The organism is Curvibacter sp. GW821-FHT01G03 (assembly GCF_059422285.1).
This window is the reverse complement of record NZ_JBWKWP010000001.1, coordinates 315,436-335,914: the sequence shown is the minus strand read 5'-3', so window position 1 is coordinate 335,914 and position 20,479 is coordinate 315,436. Positions and strand designations below refer to the sequence as shown.

Sequence of the window (20,479 nt, the reverse complement as noted above, 5' to 3'; positions counted from 1 at the left end):
ATTCCACAATAGACAGGAGTCCACCATGACCGCCGCAAAACCATTCGTACCTTTGGACGAGAAATTTCCTTTTGACCGCCAACTCGGTGTCGCGGCCGCACCTCTCGTACTCATCAACCTCTTCACGGTCGTCGATCCCGCCGACGAAGCGGGCTTTTTGAACGCTTTCAAGGCGGCTGCCGAGGTCATAACGAAGGCACCGGGCTTCATTTCCATGCAATTGCATCGAGCGATCGGCGATAGCCCGACTTACCTGAACTACGTGATGTGGGAATCTACCGAGGCAGTCCGCGCCGCCTTTACTGATCCCAAGTTCCTTGCGAAACTTCCAGCATATCCTTCATCCGTCGTCGCCAGACCGCATCTGTTCGAGAAGGTCGCCGTCCCTGGTTTTTGCGAGGCTTGACGCCAGAAATGGTGAGTAAGCCCTCTTGCTAATTTGAAAAATTGAGGACGTGAACGATGTCGAAAGAACCAACGAGCGACTTCGCTGGGCAATGGGCTCTGATCACTGGAGCGTCGAGCGGCCTCGGCCTCGAATTCGCAGATCTACTAGCTGCTCAGAAAGTCAATCTGGTGTTAGCAGCACGACGGCTGGATCCGATGGAAAAGTTGGCCTCAGACCTCCGCAGAAAACATGGGGTGAATGTGCTGGTCGAGGCAATTGATCTTGCCTCCCCGGGTGCGGCCAGTCGCTTGAAGTCCAGTCTCGATGAGAAGTCGGTGACCATCGACATCTTGTTGAACAACGCCGGATACGGCTTGCATGGCGACTTGCTGGAAACGCCGATTGAGCGCACAGCGAACATGATCCAGCTCAATATCACGACGCTCACGGAGCTGACTTATCTGTTCGGTCGAGACATGTCCAATCGACGATCAGGACACATACTTCTCGTCGCCAGCCTCATGGCCTTTCAAGCCGTTCCCAGCTACGCAGCCTATGCAGCAACCAAGGCGTATGTACTTGCCCTTGGCGAGGCTCTTCACAATGAACTTCGTCCGCATGGCGTGGTTGTGACGACTCTCTGCCCGGGGCACACTGCGACGGGTTTCGATGAAGTGGCCGGTGCAACCACATCGGCAATGTTGCGCCTACTCACTATGCAGCCTCGCCCGGTGGCCGTGAGCGGTATTCGGGCGTTGTTGCAAGGAAAGGCCATGGTGGTCGCGGGTCTGTTGAACAAGGTGGTGGCATTTTCAAATCGGCTGACGCCTCGGTCAATGCAACGGGCAACGTTGAAAAAAATTGTGGATGCTTAATACCCAGAGCGCAGTCGTCGAGGGGGGCTCGAACCGGCGGGGCTCTGACTGTGACACGCGTTGGCATCGAAGCGCTTAATTTGGAAAACACCGGAACAAGGAAATTGCATGGAAGAGCAAGATGCCGATCAGGTCTCCGATTGGAACAGCCGGAGTGGAGAGCGCTGGGTAGCCAATCAGGCTCGACTCGATGCCGTGGTGTCGGTGTTTGGTGAGGCCGCGATTGAAGCTGCCGCGCCTGCAACAGGTGAGCGCGTGTTGGACGTTGGCTGTGGTGCAGGTGCGTCGAGCCTCGCTCTGGCCGCGCGCGTCGGCCCTGCGGGCCAAGTGCTGGGCGTGGACATATCTGAGCCGCTGATCGGGTTGGCGCGCAGGCAAATGCCACACAATACGCAGACCCAGTTCCAGTTGGCTGACGCCAGCAGTGTTGCGTTGCCCGTCGGAGCGTTCGACCTCTTGTTCTCGCGCTTCGGGGTGATGTTCTTCGATGATCCGACCGCTGCGTTCGCTCATATGCGACGCGCGCTCCGACCAGGTGGCCGGGTTGCTTTTGTTTGCTGGCGCAGCGCAGCCGAAAACGCATGGATAAGCCTCCCGATGGACGCAATCAAAGCCATTTTTCCGCCAGGCGTTGCGCCCGCTCCAGGGGCACTAGGCCCATTTTCGTTTGGGGACCGGGAGTATGTTTCGCGCATCCTGACAGCAGCCGGCTTCGCCGATATCGCCATTACGCCCTTTGATGCTTCCGTTCCGTTTGGCGAGGGTGAAACGCGAGAAGCTGCAATCGACGACGCGGTAAGGATGGCGCTTGATGTCGGACCTTTGTCGCGTGCGTTTGCCAATCAGTCCGATGAGATCGTCGCCCGCGCAAAGGCTGCAGTTCGTAACGCCTTCGCAAGACTCACTGGTACGCAGTCGGTGATGATCGAAGGCGCAGCCTGGATCGTTACGGCAAGCAATCCGAGAGGCTGACAGTGAGTGACAGGAGTCGCCCCGACCTGACGCCCACATCCACCTTTGACCAGCAAGTCGTCGAAATCAGGTTGCCCGTGTCTTGACGTGAAAAACTTAGCTTTATTTGGGGGCTCGAATCGGAATGAGTGGCCCGGTTTAAATCGGAGTTAGTGGCGGTTTTGGATCGGACTGGCTGGTGGGTTTGAAACGCAGATGGTGGTGGATTTCATCGGTATACGCAGTTGCATTCAGTGACACCGACCTTCCGCTCAGGGCCCTTTGCCTACACCTGTCTATCGGGCTTCAACTACTGTTGTGCAGCAGGAGCGGTCCACCAATCCAAGGAAGTTAACGGCCGCATTCCACAGGCAGCGTTCGCAGACCCAAGACAGATTCCTAGGCCTTGCCCTCAAGCGGCTCCATTGTCGGCACTGGCCCAGAACTTTCTTTGAGCTTGTCCAGCACCCACTGCGCCCGGTCCGTGCAGGCCAAGGCCTCAGGGCGGTTCTTGACGCTGTCGATGGCAACCAGGAGCTGCGCCTTGTTTTGCTCCAGGCGCCTCTGAAGGACTTCGATTTCCGAGACCTTGCGCTCCAAGCTCCCCAGCAACTCCGCGTGCTGCCACCGGGCTTCGTCGTTGGGTAAGAGGTTGCGAATCTCGTCGAGCGAGAAGCCAGCGCTCTGTGCGCTGGTGATGATGTCCAGCGTCCACAGGGCCTCAGGTCCGTACTCACGGTAACCGTTCTCCTTGCGTTCCACCCCTCGAATCAACCCGCTTGACTCATAGAAGCGGATGCGCGATGGCGCCAGACCGCTGTGCTTGGCCAATTCGCCGATCTTCATGCTGGACCTCAAATTCCTCTTGACTTTAAAGTTTACTTTAACCTTAAAGTTTCACTATCGTCAAGCAAGGACATCGCCATGAAGGCAAGCGCAAAGCATCCGTTCCCCCGTGGTCTGGGCCCTATCGTCAGGCTCAGTGCGACCTTTCTGAGGCCCATCCGAGCTGGGGTGGCTGCACTGACGGCCATCGCCTGGTTGGCCACGCCTGGGCCAGCGAAAGCCCAAGTCGTGACCAACGGACCTGTAACAACGAAGCGAGTCCTCATCGTCGTGACGAATCATTCGGACTACCCCAGCCGTAATGACAAGACCGGCTTGTGGCTCACCGAACTGACCCATTTTTGGGATGTGCTCCAGGAGGCAGGGATCACGATGGACATCGCGAGCCCTGCTGGCGGCAAGAGCCCTCTGGACGAGCGAAGTCTGAGTTCGTTCCACCTCGACGATGCGGCAAGCGCGCACATGCGCGACCCAGCCTTCATGGCGCGGTTGCAGCAGACGCTGCGTGTGGCGGAGTTGGACCCGTCCAACTACTCGGTCATCTACTTCACCGGTGGCCACGGCACGATGTGGGACTTTCGAGATGCGCCCGAACTTAAGCGCGTGGCCGAAGCCATTTACGAACAAGGTGGCATCGTGTCGGCCGTCTGTCATGGCAACGCGGCTTTGGTGCGGCTCCGTGGCACTGACGGTCAGCCTCTCATTGCAGGGCGCCGGGTCACAGGCTTCTCAAACTTCGAGGAGCGGCTTGCCGGCGTGCGGGACCAGGTCCCTTTCCTGCTGCAAGACGCGCTCGAGGCTGCTGGCGCAAGGTACGTAAAGGCCTGGATTCCGTTCACGTCCTTCGCCGTGACCGACGGGCGGCTCGTTACCGGCCAAAACCCTCAATCCGGCAAGGCCGTCGGTCAGCAGGTGCTAACGCTTCTGCGAGCACAGCAATCAGCTTCGGACTCCAGGTAGTCCATTCACACCTGGTCGAACTCCGTGCTCGCACTCGACACGCAGGCCAGGCAACTTATTCCAATAGGAACATCACCATGAACTACAAAAATTTGATCGCATCCACCATCATTAGCTTGAGTGCTGCCTCGGGCGCAGTACGGGCAGCCGATTTGGCAACGCCTGAGCTCACGAACATCAACATGGCCGGGCAGGAAGTGCCTGTCGTGAAGGGAGGCCTCTACGACCGATTCCGTTCTAACCCTCCGCTGTCCGTCATCGCCACCGAGGCCCCGGACGTCGACCTGAGCTGGTTCGAGCAGCTCAAAAAGGAGAAGGTAGATATCGGCTTCGAGTCCTACTCGCCGAACTTCTACTACAAGAACAGCCGCGTCACGGCCATATTCACGGCCGACCTTGCAAAGCTGAAGGAGTTGATGCCGGCCAAGGTCCTGGAGCAGGTTCAACCCTTGCAGGTTTGGTCAGGGCGCGGCCTCATCGCGCTGACCGCCTACACATACCAATACTGCGACAACGACAGCTATAACGAGATCGGTCTGTCGGTCATCACCAACCGGCCGGGCTCGACGAGCTTTGGACCTTTCACGTTGCTGCGTCAGTCCATGTCCGACGAATTCTGGGGGTATGTGCTCAAGCTGCCGGTGAACACGGAGCTGGCTCGCGTGCGCGGTGTGGTGGGCTACAACCTGCCGAAGTGGCTGACCGACATTAACTTCAAGGAGACGGAGAAGTCCGTCGTCGTCGAAATTTTCGACAACGACACCAAGAAGATCGACGTGACCCTCGAGACTCAGAAGCTGACGGACCTGTCAAGCAAGCCAACGCAGGTGACCAACAGCTTCACCAACATCGATCAGAAGGGGCAACTGACGGCCGGGTACGCTGTGTCTCGCCAGCTCAGCCATGCCAGCAGCACCAGCGCAGATGCAGTCAAGTTGAGACTGACCGAAGGGAGCTTGTCGTCGTTCATCAAGGCGCTGGACTTGGGCAAGATGGTGAAGTACGAATACGTGCCGGATTTCCAGAGCGCGCTGTACGCGCCCAAACCGTTTTAAGCCCCTTCAGGGCCATCTGAACCCGATGCAAGAAGGAAGAACATGCAAACCATCCTGGGAGCAACAGGCCAGATTGCTGTCGAGCTCGCGCGAGAGCTGCATCGCAACTACACGCGCGAGCTGCGCCTCGTGAGCCGCAACCCCCGCAAGATCAATGGCACCGATGTGCTCGTGTCCGCGAACCTTCTCGATGCGCAGCAGACCGCCGAGGCGGTAAAGGGGAGCGACGTCGTGTATTTCACGGCGGGCCTGCCACCGGACACGAAGCTGTGGGAGGCGCAGTTTCCGACCATGCTGAAAAACTCCCTCGATGCTAGCCGAGTCGCAGGTGCGAAGTTTGTCTACTTCGACAACACCTATATGTACCCGCAAGATGAGCGGCTGCTGACTGAGGAGGCACCATTCGAGCCAGTGGGTCGCAAAGGAAAAGTCCGCGCTGCGATGACCTCCATGGTGCTGCAGGAGATGGCGCGAGGGGAAATACCGGTGCTCATCGGACGCGCCCCCGAGTTCTATGGTCCGGGAAAGACGCAGAGCGTCACGAACGCGCTGGTGATCGACAAGCTCAGGCTCGGCAAGAAACCCAAGGTGCCGGTGCGCGACGACACCCGCCGAACCTTGATATGGACGCCTGACGCCAGCCGAGCATTGGCCGTCCTAGGCAATGCGCCGGACGCCTACGGACAGAGCTGGCATCTGCCCTGCGACGACGACCGACAGACCTACACGCAATTCGTGGCCATGGCTGCAGACGTGTTCGGCCTGCCCACCGACTACGGCGTCATTAGCAGCTTTGCCATGAGCGTGGCGGGCCTCTTCTCGAAAGAAGTTCGTGAAATCCGGGAACTGCTTCCACGCTACAAGTGGGACAACCTGTTTGACTCTAGCAAGTTCAAGCGTCGTTTTCCCGACTTTGTCGTCACCACGTACGGAGAAGGCCTGCGATTGATTCGACAGGAAGCAGTCATGGCCTAGCGGCGGTCGGACACAGCGAATCCTCGCGCGACTCTTCAAGACTTCTTTGCCAAGTAGAACCGGCCGACGGAAGATGACATTTTCCAACCACATCACCCTTGTCTGAGGTGCGCACGACCTCGTCTGAAATGACCGCTCACTGTGATTGATCGGACATTCGTGATCCGATGCTGGTTGGCCGCAATCAGTCCGAAGCAGTCAACTATGACAACGCCATGATCGGCGGCTCCTGGCCGAATTCTGCTCTACCTCAGATTGCGGTGGTGGGCCCTTAGCCGACTCATCACACCCCGCCTTGCAGACAGTCCCCTGGTTCGAAATCGACTCTTTAGAGTTGATTTGTTGGGCGACATGCCTGCTCAGAATGGTCCTAGAATCCAGCCAGCGGGGACTTGAGCAGTCTCCCCGCCACCAAGGGTTGTTCTGGCCCCAAGTGCTGCTCCTGTTCATGGGTCTCTGTACCCAGATAGGAGTTCGACTTGACATCTTCTCTTTCTTCGACGCCGCCGCCCGCCACATCGGGGCCGGTCTATACGCTCTGGGAACTGGTGCGTTACATGCTGGCCCTGGGCTCCTGGGGCTTCGGAGGCCCCGTGGCCTTGGTGGGGTACATGTACCGGGATCTGGTCGAGAAGCGGCACTGGATCTCCGAGAGCGACTACAAAGAAGGCATGGCTCTGGCCCAATTGATGCCAGGGCCTCTGGCGGCGCAGTTGGCCATCTACCTGGGCTACGTGCACTTCCGAATCGCAGGGGCGACATGGGCTGGACTCGCCTTCGTGCTGCCGTCATTCCTGATGGTCCTGGCATTGGGGGCCGCCTACAGTGCGTTTGGGGGTATCACTTGGATGCAGGCGGTGTTCTACGGGGTGGGGGCCTCGGTGATCGGCATCATTGCTATGAGCGCCTACAAGCTCACCACCAAGAACATCGGGCGCGACAAACTCTTGTGGGCCATCTTTCTGATCAGTGCCAGCGTCACGGTGGTCACCAAGTCTGAAGTGGTTTGGCTGTTTCTGGGCGCGGGTGTGCTGGTCTGGTTTTGGCGTGCGCCTCCCGCCTGGGCACGACGCGGGGGCCTTCAGGCCATCGCCGCGCCCATTGCGGCCTTCTTCACCCTTGAAGCTTTGGACTGGCACAAGCTGGCTCAGGTGGGCGGTTACTTCGCCTATGCGGGCAGCTTCGTGTTTGGCAGCGGTCTGGCCATCGTTCCCTTTCTCTACAGCGGTGTTGTCCAGGACTACCACTGGCTGACCGACCGCCAATTCGTGGATGCGGTGGCGGTGGCCATGATCACGCCGGGTCCGGTGGTCATCACCACGGGCTTCATCGGCTATCTGGTCTCTGGATTCTGGGGGGCCGTTGTGGCGGCTCTCGCCACCTTCTTGCCCTGCTACCTGTTCACGGTGCTTCCTGCCCCCTATTTCAAGAAGTACGGCAAGCTGCCCGCCATCATTGCCTTTGTGGATGGGGTCACTGCAGCGGCCATCGGTGCCATCACCGGGGCTGTGATTGTGATCGGGGAACGTTCCATCACCGATTGGGTGACCGCACTGCTGGCACTGACCACGGCTGCCGTCCTGTGGAAATTCAAAAAGCTCCCAGAACCGTTGATCGTTGTGGCTGCGGCTTTGATCGGGCTGGCGGTCTACCCGCTGATACACGGAGCCTGAGTGGGCGTCGCTTCGTCTACACATCGCTCGCCAAGTTGGCTTGCGTGTGCCTTGCTGACATTTGGCATCGGGATCGTGCAGGCCGAAACTTCACCACCGCACCTTCAAGTCCTGACGGCTCAAGAGGTGCGCAAGGCGAAACACACAACTGGCCTCCAGCGGGGTGACGACAGAGCAGAATCGGTGCTCGATGACGACTCCAATGCAATCTATGCCTGCGCTCAAAGGCGGCATGCTGGCTCTGCTGGCCGCAACCCTGTTCGGTATCAGTACCCCATTGGTGCAGAGGCTGGGCCTGGGCATCGGTCCCTTCACAACGGCTGCACTGCTCTACGCAGGAGCCGCCCTGGTCGGCGCTTTCTCGCGTCAGCCGACGGAGCGAGAGGCCCGCCTGTTGCCTTCGGATCTGCCTCGCCTGCTTGCAATGGCGCTCTTGGGGGCTGCGGTGGGGCCGGTGGCCTTGGCCTGGGGTCTACAACATACGAGCGGCACCGGGGCGTCCCTGATGTTGACGTTGGAGGCGTTGTTCACGGCGCTGCTGGCTTGGTGGCTCTACCGGGAAACCATGGATCGCCGAGTTGCCACTGCGGTGGCCCTGTTGTTGGCAGGAGGGATTGTGCTGGTGCTGGATCAGGGGCATAGCGGCCATAGCAAGTTCTGGGGGTTGATGGCGGTCATGGGCGCCACGGCGGCATGGGGGCTGGACAACACCTTGTCAAGAGCGCTGGCTGAGCGCGATCCCGGGCAAGTCGTGCTGGCGAAGTCAGTGCTTGGCACTGCCACAACGCTTGCTTTGGCGGTGCTGATGGGAGAGCCACTACCATCAACAGCTTCGATCCTAGGTTTGCTGGCGGTGGGAGGCAGTGGCTATGGCTTGAGCTTGCGCTTCTACCTGCTTGCACAACGTGCCTTTGGGGCGGCTCGCACGGGGTCGGTGTTTGCCTTTGCTCCGTTCATTGGTGCCGCGCTCGCGTTTCTGTTGGGAGATCGCTCGGGCGGTTGGGGCATGTTGCTGGGAGGGGTACTGATGCTGTTGGGGGTGGCCGTTCACTTGATGGAATCACATCACCATGAACATGACCATGAAGCCCTGTTGCACGAGCACGCGCACGCGCACAACGATGGGCACCATCACCACACCCATGAGGTCATGCCCACGGGGTCGCACAGCCACCTGCACCGACATGAGCCGACGCGGCACAGCCATGCGCACGTGCCGGATGCCCACCATTCACACAGTCACTGATGTGAGTGCGTGCGTTCGGCCTTGCTCTATGTCTGCTACCTGCAAACGCGTTGAGCGACCGCTTCTGGCCGAGGCCGCGTGAAAACGCGACTTGAGCTATCGATTTCTCGGCTCGTTCAAAAGTTGACCTCATAGAACGGCCTATAACGCCCGATCTCAATGCAGGCGAGGGTTCAAGCACACCCGAAAAAGTCACCCATCGGCGTTTTCACACAGCCTCGGCCGAATTCTGCCCCACATCGGAGGCCACTGGCGGCCCCTGAACCGACATTCAGCTATTGGATAGGCTGCCGATCACGTATGACTGAGTTCGGGGGGGGCGCCTCCGACAGGCAGAAGGACCCGCCGGTGCGACGGGCCGGCACCGATATAAGCCTCGGAAACTCATTTGGGATTGGATGCTAGCTCGCGCTCAAGGCGAGTGAGATTTTGCTCGTTCGCCGGTTCAACGATGTGTCGGATGGATTCGGCCACTTTGGAATCATCGAACTGCTGCGACCACGTAACCAGTGAGCCAGCCCTGACCTCCTGCAACTCTATACTCAGTTCGAAATGCGGCGCGCAGGTGTGCCTGATCCGCACTTTGGCGTTGGGCTCGATCTGCATAAATATGGCCTCATTTGGATAGTTTTTCCCATCCGGGCCATGCATTGTGAACCTCCACTGTCCCCCAGGTTGAAACTCGAACAGGTCAAATGTATTGGTAAAGCCGTCAGGCCCCCACCAACGAGCAAGACGCACTGGATCACTGATTGCGGCGAAAATAGCGGTTGGAGGGGCCGAAATTTCGCGTGAATGGCGGTAGGTGGTCATTAATCCTCCTGAGAGCAAGGTAGACGGGAAATTTTCGGCACCTACGAGGAGGTTATGAAGACATCGTCCATCGCGACATTGTGTGGGGCGCTATTTGGAATTGCAATTCACCAATGTCGGCTATGCGGTAGGGCACGCGAACGACTGTTTGTGGCCGAATTCTGCCCCATGGCGAGGGGCGTTAGCGGGACCCGGGGGGAGCCTCGTGCTCCCACAACTCACGGTAATCTAGGCCCACAGCTTAGCCGCCCCCGATGAGCCTTGTGCGCTTTCTCAACTCAAATCTCGGTCTGTTCAGATAGCTCAAGAGCATCGTCGACCTCAATACCAAGGTATCGGACAGTTGACTCGACTTTAGAGTGGCCAAGGAGTAGCTGGACCGCCCGTAGGTTCTTCGTTCTACGGTAAATGAGCGTAGCCTTGGTGCGCCGCATGGAGTGCGTTCCGTACTCCGCTGGATCCAGACCAAGCTGCACCACCCAGCGCTCGAGAATCCGGGCGTACTGACGCGTCCCGAGATGCGGTGACTTGTGAATTCGGCTCGGAAAGAGAAAGTTTTCCGATTGCAGCCTAGCGGTCTTGATCCATTGCTGAAGCGCTTCACGAGTGGTCGCCGTTATCTCGAACTGGACGGGGTGATGTGTTTTGTGTTGCATGACCGTTGATCGAGATGCAACTTGGTCGCCATGGCAAACATCGCGGACCTTGAGGGCGACCAAGTCGCATCCGCGCAGCTTGCTGTCTATTCCCAGGTTGAAGAGCGCAAGCTCGCGCACCCGGTTCTCCATCTGTAGGCGCACGCGCAGCGCCCAAATGTCTTTGGGCTTGAAGGGCGCCTTCTGACCAACGATCTTTCCTTTGTTCCAAGGCTCGCGATGAACGACAGTTGCAACGGATTCCATGATGGTCTCCCATCGAGTGGGCGGAGCAAAACCATGCGCCTTCTAGATGAAGTTGTCCACGAGTGACCACGCTAGCGGTGTCAGCTCTTGCGGTTCAGAAGAACGCCTGATCATGTTCTTCACTGTCTGCTCTCGGTCGCGGCAGTCGTTCAATGACTGCGTGTTGGATGACAGCAACCAGCCTGTAGCGGCCCCCGAAACCAATAGGTCTCCAGCCTTCCAAGCACGCCCTCTTACAAAGTTGATCTAAAAATTTTTCAATCACATATCTCCTTCCTGAGCTGAGACAGATAGGCCAACTTCCAGCCTGCCTCCAGCCCCCAAACCCCGCTCGGCGCCTTGCCCAGCGGGGTTTCTTTTTGGTCCCTCACCTCAGGAGAAATCTTTGATGCTTCCAACCCCGTCCCCCATGGACTGCTTGTCCGCCTTCGTTGTGGTGTTCGCCCTGGGCGCACTCACGGCAATGGCCGTTCAGCGCATGTCGCAAGCCAGCACCCGTTGCTCCACCAATCCTCATTGCCCCCACGCCGGCCATGCGAGCTGAATGCCCTCGCTGCCAAAGCGAACAAACCACCGAACTCGCCTGGGGTCGCAAGACCGGTTGCGCCGTTGGCCTCATGGCCGGTGTCGCAGCCGGCTCTGTCGGTCTGGGTGCAGTCGCCTCAGGTGGTTCTGGTTGGGATGTGCCGGCCCTGGCAGATTCCAACTCGCCCTCCAGCCCTCTGGGTCAATTGATCCTGGGCGCGCTGGTTGGCGCCACCACCGGCTGCGCCGTGGGCGCCCGTCTGGGTGAAGCCATCGATGAGCACCTGCTGCACAACCGCCGCTGCCTGGACTGCGGTCATCGCTTCAGCGTCAGCCGAAGTTACTGACACGCGTTCGCTGCCCCCTGCCTCAGCCACCGGCCCTTCTCGGACGGCTGGCTCCCACTCCTCACTGCTGCTGGCCCCGCGTACCTCTGGGTACCCGGGGCCTTATGCCGTCTGGGGTGGAGGCAACTTGGGGCGTCTTCCCTTTCTTTGTCTCGCACTGCTTCGGCCTTGGGCCAAGGAGGTTTTCATGACTTGTTTATGTTCATCTGGTGGTGCTGCCGTGGGCACCGTTTCCCGTGCTGTCTCTGACTCGACGGTGGCCTGCTCTGGCCTGTCCACCTATTCCCGAGCCCCCGTGGTTCAGGAAGCGCTGGCTCATCTGGAGCGTTCGGTGCGACACAGCTACTTCCTGAGCGGCCCCTGCGCCGTTCGGGATTTTCTGCAGGTGCTGCTGGCAGACCGGCCGCACGAGGTGTTCACGGTGGTGTTCCTGGATGCCCAGAACCAAGTGCTCGATGCCCTGGAGATGTTCCGGGGCTCCCTGACCCAGACCTCGGTCTACCCCCGAGAGGTGGTGATCGAAGCCCTGGCCCGTCAGTCCAATTCCGTGATCCTGGCTCACAACCACCCGAGCGGTGTCCCAGATCCGTCTACCGCCGACATCACCCTCACCAAGACCCTGCAGTCCGCCCTGTCCTTGGTGGATGTGCGGGTGTTGGACCACTTCATCGTGACCCGCAGCGCCATGCTCAGCCTGGCCGAGCGTGGGCTGATTTGAGTTTCTTTCGGTTTCCTCATTTCTTCATTTTTCAGGAGATTTCTCATGGCTCATTTGATGCAATCCATGGCCTATGTGGGCGAGACGCCCTGGCATTCCTTGGGCAACGCCCTGCCCGCCCGCCAATCCATCGATGTCTGGGCCCAGCAGGCCGGCATGGACTGGAAGATCTGCGAGACCCCGGTTCGCTTCATGGCCGGTGAAGCCGGTGGTCTGGGTGCGATCCAGACCTTTGAAGATCAGAAGGTCCTGTACCGAAGCGACACCAAGACAGCTTTGTCCGTTGTGGGCGGCCGCTACCAGGTGGTCCAACCCAAGGAGGTGTTGGAGTTTTATCGCGATCTGACCGAGGTGTCGGGGTTTGAGTTGGAGACAGCCGGCGTGCTGAAGGCAGGCCGCAAGTTCTGGGCTTTGGCAAAAACCGGCAAATCGACCGCCTTGAAGGGCACCGATGTGGTCGATGGCTACCTGCTACTGGCGACTTCCTGCGACGGGACCTTGGCCACCACGGCCACGCCGACGACGATCCGGGTGGTGTGTCACAACACCCTGACGATTGCCCTGAATGGTGCGACCAGTGCCATCCGGGTGCCACACTCCACGGCTTTCGACGCCCAGGCGGTGAAGAAGCAGTTGGGGATCGCGGTGTCCAACTGGGACAGCTTCATGTACCGCATGAAGACCCTGGCCGAGAGGAAGGTCAAGACCCATGAGGCGATGAACTATTTCCTCAAGGTGATTTGCCAGCCTTCAGGCATGGATGGCCATCAGGGCCACCTCGATCCTGCGGCCAAGCTGGTCAATGAGCGGGCATTGAAGAAGGTGCAGGCGCTCTATGACGGTCAAGGCCGCGGCGCGGAACTGTCGTCAGCCCAAGGCACGGCCTGGGGCCTGCTGAATGCCGTGACCGAGTTCGTGGACCACGAGCGTCGAGCCCGGTCTCAGGAGTACCGGCTCGACAGTGCCTGGTTCGGTCAGGGGGCCAACCTCAAGCAACGGGCACTGGATCAGGCCCTGCAGTTGGTGGCCTGACTCCTGCGCCTAGGCATACGTCTATGCGTAGGACTGGTCTTACGCCAGTTTCTTGTTCCTTCCTACTTCGGCCTCCTGTCGACCTTCCCTGCCATCGCGCTTCCCCCCCACCCCACGGCATAAGCCCCGCCCACCCTGGATGGATGGCGCGGGGCTTTTGCTTTGTAGGTGAAAGGTTTGTTGGGTGAGAGCTTTGTTGGGGTCAGGTTTCTTGTTCAACCCATTCGAAAGGATTTCTCATGGCACACGCCATTTCTTCGGCAGGTGCTTCGCCTGCTTCTTCGGTTTCAGGTTCGACTTCCGTTTCCGGTTCCTCGCGTCCCCGCCCTGCCCTGCGCCTGGTCAAGACCCAAGGTCTGAGCCGTGAGCAGTGGCTGGAAGTTCGTCGGGGTGGCATCGGCAGTTCCGATGCGGCTGCAGCGGTGGGGCTCAACCCCTATCAATCTCAGCTGGAGCTCTGGATGATCAAGACCGGTCGCGGGCACTTGCTGCCTGCGGTTGATGAATCCGAGGCCTCTCCGCTTTACTGGGGCACTTTGCTGGAGCCCATTGTGGCGGCCCATTACACCAAGCGCACCGGCAATCGCGTTCGCAAGGTCAATGCGGTTTTGCAGCATGCCGATCACCCCTGGATGTTGGCCAACATCGATCGGGAGGTGGTCGGTTGTCCCGATGTCCAGATCCTGGAGTGCAAGACGGCTGGTTACCACGGGGAGCGCCTCTGGCGTGACGGGGTGCCGGAGTACGTTCAACTGCAGGTGATGCACCAGCTCGCGGTCACAGGCAAGCAGGCCGCCGATGTGGCGGTGCTCATCTGTGGCCAGGAGCTTCGGGTGCATCGGGTGGCGCGTGACGAGGCCATGATCCGCCAGCTGGTGGAGTTGGAGCACGCATTCAAACGCTTCGTCGACACAGACACCGCACCAGCGGCTGACGGATCTGAGTCATCCAACGAGGCGTTGCGTGCTCTGTACCCAAGGGATGCGGGTCAGACGCTCGATCTTCGCGGGGACCTGGTGATGGAGTCGGTGTTCTCCGACCTGGTCGCTGTGCGCTCTGCCCTGAAGGCCCAAGGCGAGCGCGAAGCCCAGTTGAAGCAAGCCATTGTTCAACGCATGGGGGATGCGTCCAAGGTCTTGTTCGAGTCCGGGGTGGTGAGTTTCAAGAGGGCCAAGGACGGCTTGGCTTTGGATGAGGAGCGTCTGGGTGCCGCTCATCCTGAACTGCTGGCCCAGTACCAGGTGTCCAAATCGGGAAGCCGTCGCTTCCTGGTCAGTTCCAACACCTGAATCACTTTCAACCCATACGAGGCCTGCCTGGTCAACGGCGGTCTCACTTCAATTCATACGATAGGGAAAAAATCATGCTCAAAGGATTGGCTTTGACGCCCCCGGTGCTGGGGCGGATCTCCATCGGGCGCGTGGTGGAGAAGTCGGGCAAGCGAGTGCCCGAGAAGGATGACGAGTTCACCATCACCTCCCAGGTGCAGACCCGGGGGAGCTGGGTGAACCATCCGGTGGATGCGGAACTGCGCAAATCAGTTGAACCGGCGAACGGAAACGCCAGTTCCAACGCTCACGCCAAGTTGCGCAGCATTCCGGTGCGGCTGCTGTTTGACGATCCGGATCTGAACCTGCGCACCAACTACAGCCTGTTCGATCGCAAGACCGGAAGGCCGCTGTGCGTGGGCAATGGGGAGACCTGCCGGCGCTCCACCTCGACAGGGATCCAGACGCTGGAATGCGCGTCACCGGAGGGGTGCCAGTTGGGAGTCGACCAGGGGTGCAAGCCCTATGGGCGGCTCAACGTGCGCATCGACGTGGACTGCGACGACCAGACCGATGAACTGGGCAGCTTCGTGTTCCGGACCACGGGGTTCAACAGCATCAGGACGCTGGCGGCGCGGCTTCAGTACTTCCAGGCCATCACGGGGGGCAAGTTGTCTGCGATGCCATTGGAGCTTCGGCTTAGGGGCAAGTCGACGACGCAATCTCACCGGGCGGCGATTTTCTACGTGGACCTCACGGTCCGGGGTGGAATGACGCTGCTGGAAGCGATTGCCCAAACCAAGGCGACGTGGACTGAGCGGGAGGAAGCCGGGTTTGACCAGGCAGCGCTCGATGCGGCGGCCAAGGCCGGGCTGGCACTGGGCGCGTTTGAAGAATCGGCTGAAGACGGGGCTGCGGTGGTGGAGGAGTTTTACCCAGTGACAGGGGGTGACACGACTTCACCGACGGAGTCTGATCAGGTCGATCCGGCCAGACAGGAAAGCCAAGCCCGGCCTTCCTTGGGCAGCAAGCTCGAAGCCAAGGCGGCTCTGCTGCGGCACTGAGCCCGAACAGCCAACGACGGCAGGTGCAAGGCCTGCGTCAAACCACATGGAGCGCTTCGCGGTTGCGAGGGCGCCCTTTTCTTTTTTACACCCTCACATTTTTTCGACCGACGGTATGGCTGGCATCGCTCCTGGCGAGGCGCAGCCGTGTCCGGATGGCAGATCTGTGGGGGATCAATCTTGAAACAACTGAATGGAAATGAACATGGATATTGAGATCAACGATGCGGTGCCGCCAAGGGCCGCAGGGACCACAGACCAACAGCAAGGGCGCTCCAATGAGGCGCCCTTGTTTGCTTTGGGGAGGATCGTTGCCACACCAGCCGCCATGGATGTACTGCAGGCATTTCGTTTCTCACCGCTGCGCCTGTTGGCCCGGCACGTGCGCGGGGATTGGGGGGATGTCGATGGGGATGATGCTGAGATGAATCGACGCGCTCTGATCCTTCAAATGCGCATCCTTTCGGTCTACACCCTCAAGCGGGTGGTGGACGGGCAGGCCAGAACCGAGAAAGTGTGGGTGATCACGGAGGCAGACCGGTCGGTGACGACGGTGCTGTTGCCGGATGATTACTGAGGCTGATCCAAAGCCACCTCAAATCGAGCACTTGTTTGTTCGGGGGCTGCGGTTTGAGGGGGAGTTGCAGTACCTGGCCAAGGCATCGGGCAAGCACAGGGCAAGGTTTCGGGAGATCAGGGCGCCAAAGATTGGGCTTGATGGGGGGCTGGCGTGGTGCTCTGTCGTGGCTGGCGGCATTCTGGGGGTTTGGCCGCTCACGGAACATGCCCAGAGTCATGACGGGTGGAGTGCCACAGATGCCGACACCATTGATCAACTGACCCGACAAGGTGGACTGGCGATGGTCCAACTTGGGGATGGGCACTCGAAATGGTGGGCGGTGGTCACGGGGGTGGAGCGGAATCGGAGCCTGGAAACCACGACCGCCCTGCTTCTGTTGGACGTCACGCAGCCATTGCCTTGGGGGATGGCTTACAACGCACGAGTGGGTGGCATCAACGCCCTATCAAGCCCTCGACTGGTCTGGCGCAGCACTGATGGCGCCTGCCTTCGGGTGAGCATCTTGCGATGGGTTGCGATTGCCGGACCGAGCACTTGATGAAGGCATAAATCCCCGACCTGGCTTTGGCTGGGTCGGGGACTACACAAACCTGTTTTTTTGCCAAAAAGTTCTTGGATCTGTGGCCCCGCACCTAAGAAGTAGCCAACCCGGCTCCCTGCTCATTCAACGCTGATATTTGCATTTTTGATCATAGGGGCCCAGCGTCTATATGCGGTTCCTAGTAACTTGCCGATCACGATTGCACTGGCACCAACACCCCAGGCCCCCAACTCACGCATGGCGGCCGCCCTCCGGCAGGCCGTTCTGGAGGTGATCGACGCCGAACTGCGGCCACTGCTGCGCCAAAAGTTGCGCGTTCTGCGAGTTATGCTGGCTTCCTAATAGTCCAGGCGTGAGCTGCGTTGGACCTCGGTGTACAAAAACTGCGCCAGCGCTATCTCTGGCCTCATACCTTGCGCTGCTTGAGCAACCAATCTCTGGCACTTTGTATGTGGAAAAACTTCCGCGCTGAAGCCATGTGGTCGACACCATCGAAGGTCAGGAAGGTAATGTTGCCGCCCTCAGCGAGATAGCCTTCGACTTTTGAGTTCAGCTTCTCCTGGTGGCCGACCGGGAAGATCAGAGACGGGTCCAAGTACTCTGATGGACGTGTGACCTTCGCTCCTGCTTGGCGCCACACTGGCACGCACTGCTCATTCCATGGCGTCGCCTTGCCGTCGGCAGACCCTGTAATGATCAGTAGCTTCTGCTTGGCCAGCGTGACGACGTCTCTGGGTCGTTGCTGGCCGGCGATGATCAGGCCCGCCGCGAAGGTTTCCGGGTGCTTGGCCATCAGCCACAGCGATGTCATTGCACCCATCGACCAGCCGGTACAGTAGACCCTGTGCGGATCAATCTTTAGTACCTTATCCCGCCGGTCGTCCAGGTTGGGGTTGCCGTAGTCCCAAGTGTTCGAGAGCAGGGACTGGACGAGCCGATACGTGTTCTCGACATCAGCCGTATGCTCCCAATAGTCGTTCAGCGTGGTGCGCTCGTAGCGCGGCGTGATAACGACGCATTCTTGCCGATCCTGCTCTTCCGGCAGGCTCCAGATGCTAGCGATGCACTGCTCGGTTAGCGTCTGCGCGCAAGTCCCGTCGTAGCTGGTTCCGGAGTGCGTAATCGCCAAGACGAGTGGATACGCCTTCTTTTCGCCACCCGGGCGCAGGAACGACTTGGGAAGGTAGATGCTGTATTCGAGCCAGGCAGAACGCTTTTCGTCCCACCACCAGTGGTTCTGCTCCCACGCATCGACCCCGCGGATCACGACGCTGTTACCTCGCCGGCCCTCGTTGGTCCATGCTTTGGAGTTGGGTGCGTAGACCACTCCGCTAGTCGTCCGCACGTCCTTGACCTGCTTCAGCGCGACCTTGTCGCTGTCGGTGGTAGGCAGGCTGAGATCCGGGTCGTGCTCAAATTCGACAATGACGCAGGGACCCTGCGCATTCTTGCGGTCTGCATTCAGTGCTGGGCCAGCACTGGTGTAGACGGCGGTGACGGTCCGCGGCTGAGGCGTGGCCGTCGTGCTGTTCTTGTCGAACGACAGGGGCATGCCTGGAAAGAAGCCCTTAGCCGCCGGGACGACCGCCGCCGCATAGGTGTCGAGTGCCAGGTCTGCTGGGTCGATCGCCGCGTCGTACTCCACTGCGATGCCATAGACCTTCTGGCCACCACCCGTAACTTCGCAAAGCGCGTAGACGCGCTGGATGCCCGGCGCTCGCGGGCCAGCGCCTTGCGGTTCATCGGGCCCACTCTGACCGCTAATGGACGCAGCCATAAAGCTGCCCCCCTGGCCAGCTGCATGGGCAGTTGACGTACTCCAGCCTGCTGTGGACGCAATACTTGCCAAGGCTGTCCCAGCCTGCACGAAGCGACGTCTAGAAATGTTTTCCATGTGTGTTCCTCAGTTACTGGGGGTCAGTTGGACGATCGGTAGATGGACGTCAGTGTGGTGATGATCGCCGCAGCCGTAGCCTCGGCGGTTCCGCTCACATAGGACGAACTGCGCGCCTCATACGTCAAGCGCTCATAGCTCGTGGCGTCGGGCAGGTACTTGGCTGCGCCGTCAACCATGGTCACCACGAAGGTCGCCCGGAACGGCGATCGTGCTCGGATCAGCGCCCCAACGCTGGCCGCCATTTCCGGCTGCATGCCGACCAACATAAGGTCTCCGATGCGGATGAACACGAGCGGGATTTCCATTTGCACGCCGGCCTGGTATTCGTACGATAGGACTGGCCCGGAAGGCAATCCACCGCGTTCCTGTGCGATGGCCGGCAGCCGTACTCGACGAATGTCGAGAGTGGGTATCTGCGCCGTGCGTATTCCATCCGCGACCCTCGCCACGCTCTCTCCCAGTCGCTCCCCCAGGAGATCCGAGAGTACGAAGCCGGCCTCATGAACGTCCTCGCGACCAGCGCAGCCAACCGCATCGATCAAATGTCGGCTGGCCTGCAATACCGGCGATTGATCACCTGCAGCACCGATCAGGAACATCCCCACCGCGCCCGGATAGCGAGCCTCCAGGTGCCGAGTTGCGGCACCGGCCAAGTCCGACGAGATCAGTCGGCCACCGTCCGCACGCTGCGACTGGTCCATCACAGACGGCTGGACCGAGAAGTTCATCAGTACAGCCAGCAGTCGTCCGTCGCGACCGTCGACGCGCAGGACACCGAGCGAATGGTCTGCGAACCCAGCGTCATTCGCCCCCAGCCACCAACCATAGGGTGTCAGCAGGTCACGATTCACGTTGATCTGGCTCACTCCCGCACCAACGCCCAGGCGAGCAGGCTGCCGGCTGGCGAACGCCTGCGCGGTGGCCGTTCTCAATGCGGAGTCGAACGCCCGTACTGCGGCTTCGCCGCTGGCGGTACTCCCGTTCGCAGGTAAACGTTCACCGATAAAAATGTGAGGAGCGGAAAAGGTATGACTCGCACAAACGATGACGTTGTCCACCATGACCCCGGCAACCGCGCCGACCGTCGCCTTGAAGCGTGCGATTACCTCATCGAAGATCGAAGTTAGGTCGACCACCGCGATAGCTATGCGCTGGCGGCCCAGCTCGAGCAGCAACACGCGCACGGCCAGCGGATCATGCTGGCCAACGAAGCCATCCAGCGGAAACAGCTCTGCACCGAAAAACACATCCGAGCGGCCCGCACCGGCGGTCAACTCTCCGGCTACGCACGCCGTAGCACACGACGCAAAATCGGGCAGCAAGGCTGCCAAGGTGCCCAGCCCAACCCCCGCTGTGACAAATTTTCGTCGCGTGGACATTGATGTTCCTTAGGTGATTGTGTGAACCGACTAGCAGCCACCACACTGCGTCGACGTTGGCCTATCCGATCTCTGCAATTCGCGTCTGATACCCGCTCCCCCCCTCTTACGTCGAACGATGGCGCCCCTGTAGGCAGAACGAGGAAAGAGCGAGACAAGCGAACCGCGATCCAATTGGCACTAAGTTAGCATCGCGATGTAAAAGAACAATTGCCGTTCATGAAGAACGAAGAACTGCGCGGCTCGGAAGCCGTCTCTGAAACCGAAAAAACGCGGCTTAGTGAATCGCCCCGGGTTTGAACTGCCCCCCAGAAGTTGGACAAACGTCAAGGGGTCCCATGGGGAAGTACGAAACGGAATTCAAGCTCAAGTGCAAATTCCGACCAATCCAACCAGCTGATCCGATTCAAACCTGCCACCGATTCCGATTGGAGCCAGGCCAGC

General features: G+C 59.7%; 19 protein-coding genes. 14 read left to right on the top strand and 5 right to left on the bottom strand.

What is annotated here, in order from left to right; translation table 11 throughout:
* Positions 1 to 25: 25 nt before the first annotated feature.
* The 3 genes from AC07VS_RS01535 (at position 26) to AC07VS_RS01525 (ending at position 2,235) form a co-directional block, all read left to right on the top strand.
* Entirely contained in the window at positions 26 to 406 is a 381-nt protein-coding gene (locus tag AC07VS_RS01535) for an antibiotic biosynthesis monooxygenase family protein (RefSeq protein ID WP_494750032.1), read from the top strand.
* Between the two features lie 56 nt (positions 407 to 462).
* Complete coding sequence (locus tag AC07VS_RS01530; protein WP_494750031.1) at positions 463 to 1,263, top strand: SDR family NAD(P)-dependent oxidoreductase; 801 nt, start codon at positions 463 to 465, stop codon at positions 1,261 to 1,263.
* 108 nt (positions 1,264 to 1,371) lie between these two features.
* Positions 1,372 to 2,235, top strand: a complete 864-nt coding sequence (locus tag AC07VS_RS01525; protein ID WP_494750030.1) for a class I SAM-dependent methyltransferase — start codon at positions 1,372 to 1,374, stop codon at positions 2,233 to 2,235.
* Between the two features lie 378 nt (positions 2,236 to 2,613).
* Here AC07VS_RS01525 and AC07VS_RS01520 read toward each other — a convergent pair whose 3' ends face one another.
* A complete protein-coding gene (locus tag AC07VS_RS01520) occupies positions 2,614 to 3,060 on the bottom strand; it encodes a MerR family transcriptional regulator (RefSeq protein ID WP_494750029.1) in 447 nt (148 codons plus the stop codon).
* A 228-nt stretch (positions 3,061 to 3,288) separates the two neighbouring features.
* On the opposite strand from AC07VS_RS01520, the gene AC07VS_RS01515 reads away from it, so the two are divergent.
* From AC07VS_RS01515 to AC07VS_RS01495, 5 genes are all read left to right on the top strand, one after another.
* Positions 3,289 to 4,020: a type 1 glutamine amidotransferase domain-containing protein gene (locus AC07VS_RS01515; protein ID WP_494750028.1), complete on the top strand. Its 732-nt coding sequence runs from the start codon at positions 3,289 to 3,291 to the stop codon at positions 4,018 to 4,020.
* A gap of 77 nt (positions 4,021 to 4,097) precedes the next feature.
* Positions 4,098 to 5,075, top strand: a complete 978-nt coding sequence (locus AC07VS_RS01510) for an acetoacetate decarboxylase (ADC) (RefSeq protein WP_494750027.1) — start codon at positions 4,098 to 4,100, stop codon at positions 5,073 to 5,075.
* A 42-nt stretch (positions 5,076 to 5,117) separates the two neighbouring features.
* On the top strand, positions 5,118 to 6,050 hold the full coding sequence (locus AC07VS_RS01505) for an NAD-dependent epimerase/dehydratase family protein (RefSeq protein ID WP_494750026.1): 933 nt from the start codon (positions 5,118 to 5,120) through the stop codon (positions 6,048 to 6,050).
* A gap of 557 nt (positions 6,051 to 6,607) precedes the next feature.
* On the top strand, positions 6,608 to 7,723 hold the full coding sequence (locus AC07VS_RS01500; protein ID WP_494750093.1) for a chromate transporter: 1,116 nt from the start codon (positions 6,608 to 6,610) through the stop codon (positions 7,721 to 7,723).
* 190 nt (positions 7,724 to 7,913) lie between these two features.
* Entirely contained in the window at positions 7,914 to 8,969 is a 1,056-nt protein-coding gene (locus AC07VS_RS01495) for a DMT family transporter (protein WP_494750025.1), read from the top strand.
* Positions 8,970 to 9,353: 384 nt separating this feature from the next.
* On the opposite strand, the gene AC07VS_RS01490 is transcribed toward AC07VS_RS01495, so the two are convergent.
* Positions 9,354 to 9,782, bottom strand: coding sequence for an SRPBCC domain-containing protein (locus AC07VS_RS01490; RefSeq protein ID WP_494750024.1), 429 nt, complete (start codon positions 9,780 to 9,782; stop codon positions 9,354 to 9,356).
* Positions 9,783 to 10,060: 278 nt separating this feature from the next.
* Positions 10,061 to 10,684 (bottom strand): tyrosine-type recombinase/integrase, encoded by a 624-nt coding sequence (locus tag AC07VS_RS01485; RefSeq protein ID WP_494750023.1) that lies wholly within the window; start codon positions 10,682 to 10,684, stop codon positions 10,061 to 10,063.
* Positions 10,685 to 11,301: 617 nt separating this feature from the next.
* Here AC07VS_RS01485 and AC07VS_RS01480 point away from each other — a divergent pair.
* The 6 genes from AC07VS_RS01480 to AC07VS_RS01455 all read left to right on the top strand — a co-directional run bounded on the left by AC07VS_RS01480 (position 11,302) and on the right by AC07VS_RS01455 (position 16,215).
* A complete protein-coding gene (locus AC07VS_RS01480) occupies positions 11,302 to 11,556 on the top strand; it encodes a hypothetical protein (RefSeq protein ID WP_494750022.1) in 255 nt (84 codons plus the stop codon).
* 220 nt (positions 11,557 to 11,776) lie between these two features.
* Positions 11,777 to 12,274 carry a RadC family protein gene (radC, locus tag AC07VS_RS01475; RefSeq protein WP_494750021.1) on the top strand — a complete coding sequence of 166 codons (498 nt, stop codon included), beginning with the start codon at positions 11,777 to 11,779 and terminating at the stop codon, positions 12,272 to 12,274.
* Positions 12,275 to 12,319: 45 nt separating this feature from the next.
* The gene (locus AC07VS_RS01470) at positions 12,320 to 13,306 is read left to right on the top strand and encodes a DUF932 domain-containing protein (RefSeq protein ID WP_494750020.1); all 987 of its coding nucleotides are present in this window, start codon (positions 12,320 to 12,322) and stop codon (positions 13,304 to 13,306) included.
* A 239-nt stretch (positions 13,307 to 13,545) separates the two neighbouring features.
* On the top strand, positions 13,546 to 14,595 hold the full coding sequence (locus tag AC07VS_RS01465) for a YqaJ viral recombinase family nuclease (RefSeq protein WP_494750019.1): 1,050 nt from the start codon (positions 13,546 to 13,548) through the stop codon (positions 14,593 to 14,595).
* A 74-nt stretch (positions 14,596 to 14,669) separates the two neighbouring features.
* Positions 14,670 to 15,638 (top strand): recombination directionality factor, encoded by a 969-nt coding sequence (locus tag AC07VS_RS01460; protein ID WP_494750018.1) that lies wholly within the window; start codon positions 14,670 to 14,672, stop codon positions 15,636 to 15,638.
* A gap of 205 nt (positions 15,639 to 15,843) precedes the next feature.
* Positions 15,844 to 16,215, top strand: coding sequence for a hypothetical protein (locus AC07VS_RS01455; protein ID WP_494750017.1), 372 nt, complete (start codon positions 15,844 to 15,846; stop codon positions 16,213 to 16,215).
* Positions 16,216 to 17,165: 950 nt separating this feature from the next.
* Here the strand turns inward: AC07VS_RS01455 and AC07VS_RS01450 are convergent.
* Positions 17,166 to 18,653 carry a prolyl oligopeptidase family serine peptidase gene (locus AC07VS_RS01450; RefSeq protein ID WP_494750016.1) on the bottom strand — a complete coding sequence of 496 codons (1,488 nt, stop codon included), beginning with the start codon at positions 18,651 to 18,653 and terminating at the stop codon, positions 17,166 to 17,168.
* Between the two features lie 23 nt (positions 18,654 to 18,676).
* Positions 18,677 to 20,035, bottom strand: a complete 1,359-nt coding sequence (locus tag AC07VS_RS01445; RefSeq protein ID WP_494750015.1) for a hypothetical protein — start codon at positions 20,033 to 20,035, stop codon at positions 18,677 to 18,679.
* Positions 20,036 to 20,479: the final 444 nt, after the last annotated feature.

Coding starts and splice junctions, on each gene's coding strand:
- AC07VS_RS01455 (WP_494750017.1), top strand. CDS start 15,844: ATGGATATTGAGATCAACGATGCGGTGCCGCCAAGGGCCGCAGGGACC.
- AC07VS_RS01500 (WP_494750093.1), top strand. CDS start 6,608: ATGCTGGCCCTGGGCTCCTGGGGCTTCGGAGGCCCCGTGGCCTTGGTG.
- AC07VS_RS01530 (WP_494750031.1), top strand. CDS start 463: ATGTCGAAAGAACCAACGAGCGACTTCGCTGGGCAATGGGCTCTGATC.
- AC07VS_RS01510 (WP_494750027.1), top strand. CDS start 4,098: ATGAACTACAAAAATTTGATCGCATCCACCATCATTAGCTTGAGTGCT.
- AC07VS_RS01460 (WP_494750018.1), top strand. CDS start 14,670: ATGCTCAAAGGATTGGCTTTGACGCCCCCGGTGCTGGGGCGGATCTCC.
- AC07VS_RS01470 (WP_494750020.1), top strand. CDS start 12,320: ATGGCTCATTTGATGCAATCCATGGCCTATGTGGGCGAGACGCCCTGG.
- AC07VS_RS01505 (WP_494750026.1), top strand. CDS start 5,118: ATGCAAACCATCCTGGGAGCAACAGGCCAGATTGCTGTCGAGCTCGCG.
- AC07VS_RS01495 (WP_494750025.1), top strand. CDS start 7,914: ATGACGACTCCAATGCAATCTATGCCTGCGCTCAAAGGCGGCATGCTG.
- AC07VS_RS01445 (WP_494750015.1), bottom strand. CDS start 20,035: ATGTCCACGCGACGAAAATTTGTCACAGCGGGGGTTGGGCTGGGCACC.
- AC07VS_RS01525 (WP_494750030.1), top strand. CDS start 1,372: ATGGAAGAGCAAGATGCCGATCAGGTCTCCGATTGGAACAGCCGGAGT.
- AC07VS_RS01480 (WP_494750022.1), top strand. CDS start 11,302: ATGGCCGGTGTCGCAGCCGGCTCTGTCGGTCTGGGTGCAGTCGCCTCA.
- AC07VS_RS01535 (WP_494750032.1), top strand. CDS start 26: ATGACCGCCGCAAAACCATTCGTACCTTTGGACGAGAAATTTCCTTTT.
- AC07VS_RS01450 (WP_494750016.1), bottom strand. CDS start 18,653: ATGGAAAACATTTCTAGACGTCGCTTCGTGCAGGCTGGGACAGCCTTG.
- AC07VS_RS01490 (WP_494750024.1), bottom strand. CDS start 9,782: ATGACCACCTACCGCCATTCACGCGAAATTTCGGCCCCTCCAACCGCT.
- AC07VS_RS01465 (WP_494750019.1), top strand. CDS start 13,546: ATGGCACACGCCATTTCTTCGGCAGGTGCTTCGCCTGCTTCTTCGGTT.
- AC07VS_RS01520 (WP_494750029.1), bottom strand. CDS start 3,060: ATGAAGATCGGCGAATTGGCCAAGCACAGCGGTCTGGCGCCATCGCGC.
- AC07VS_RS01485 (WP_494750023.1), bottom strand. CDS start 10,684: ATGGAATCCGTTGCAACTGTCGTTCATCGCGAGCCTTGGAACAAAGGA.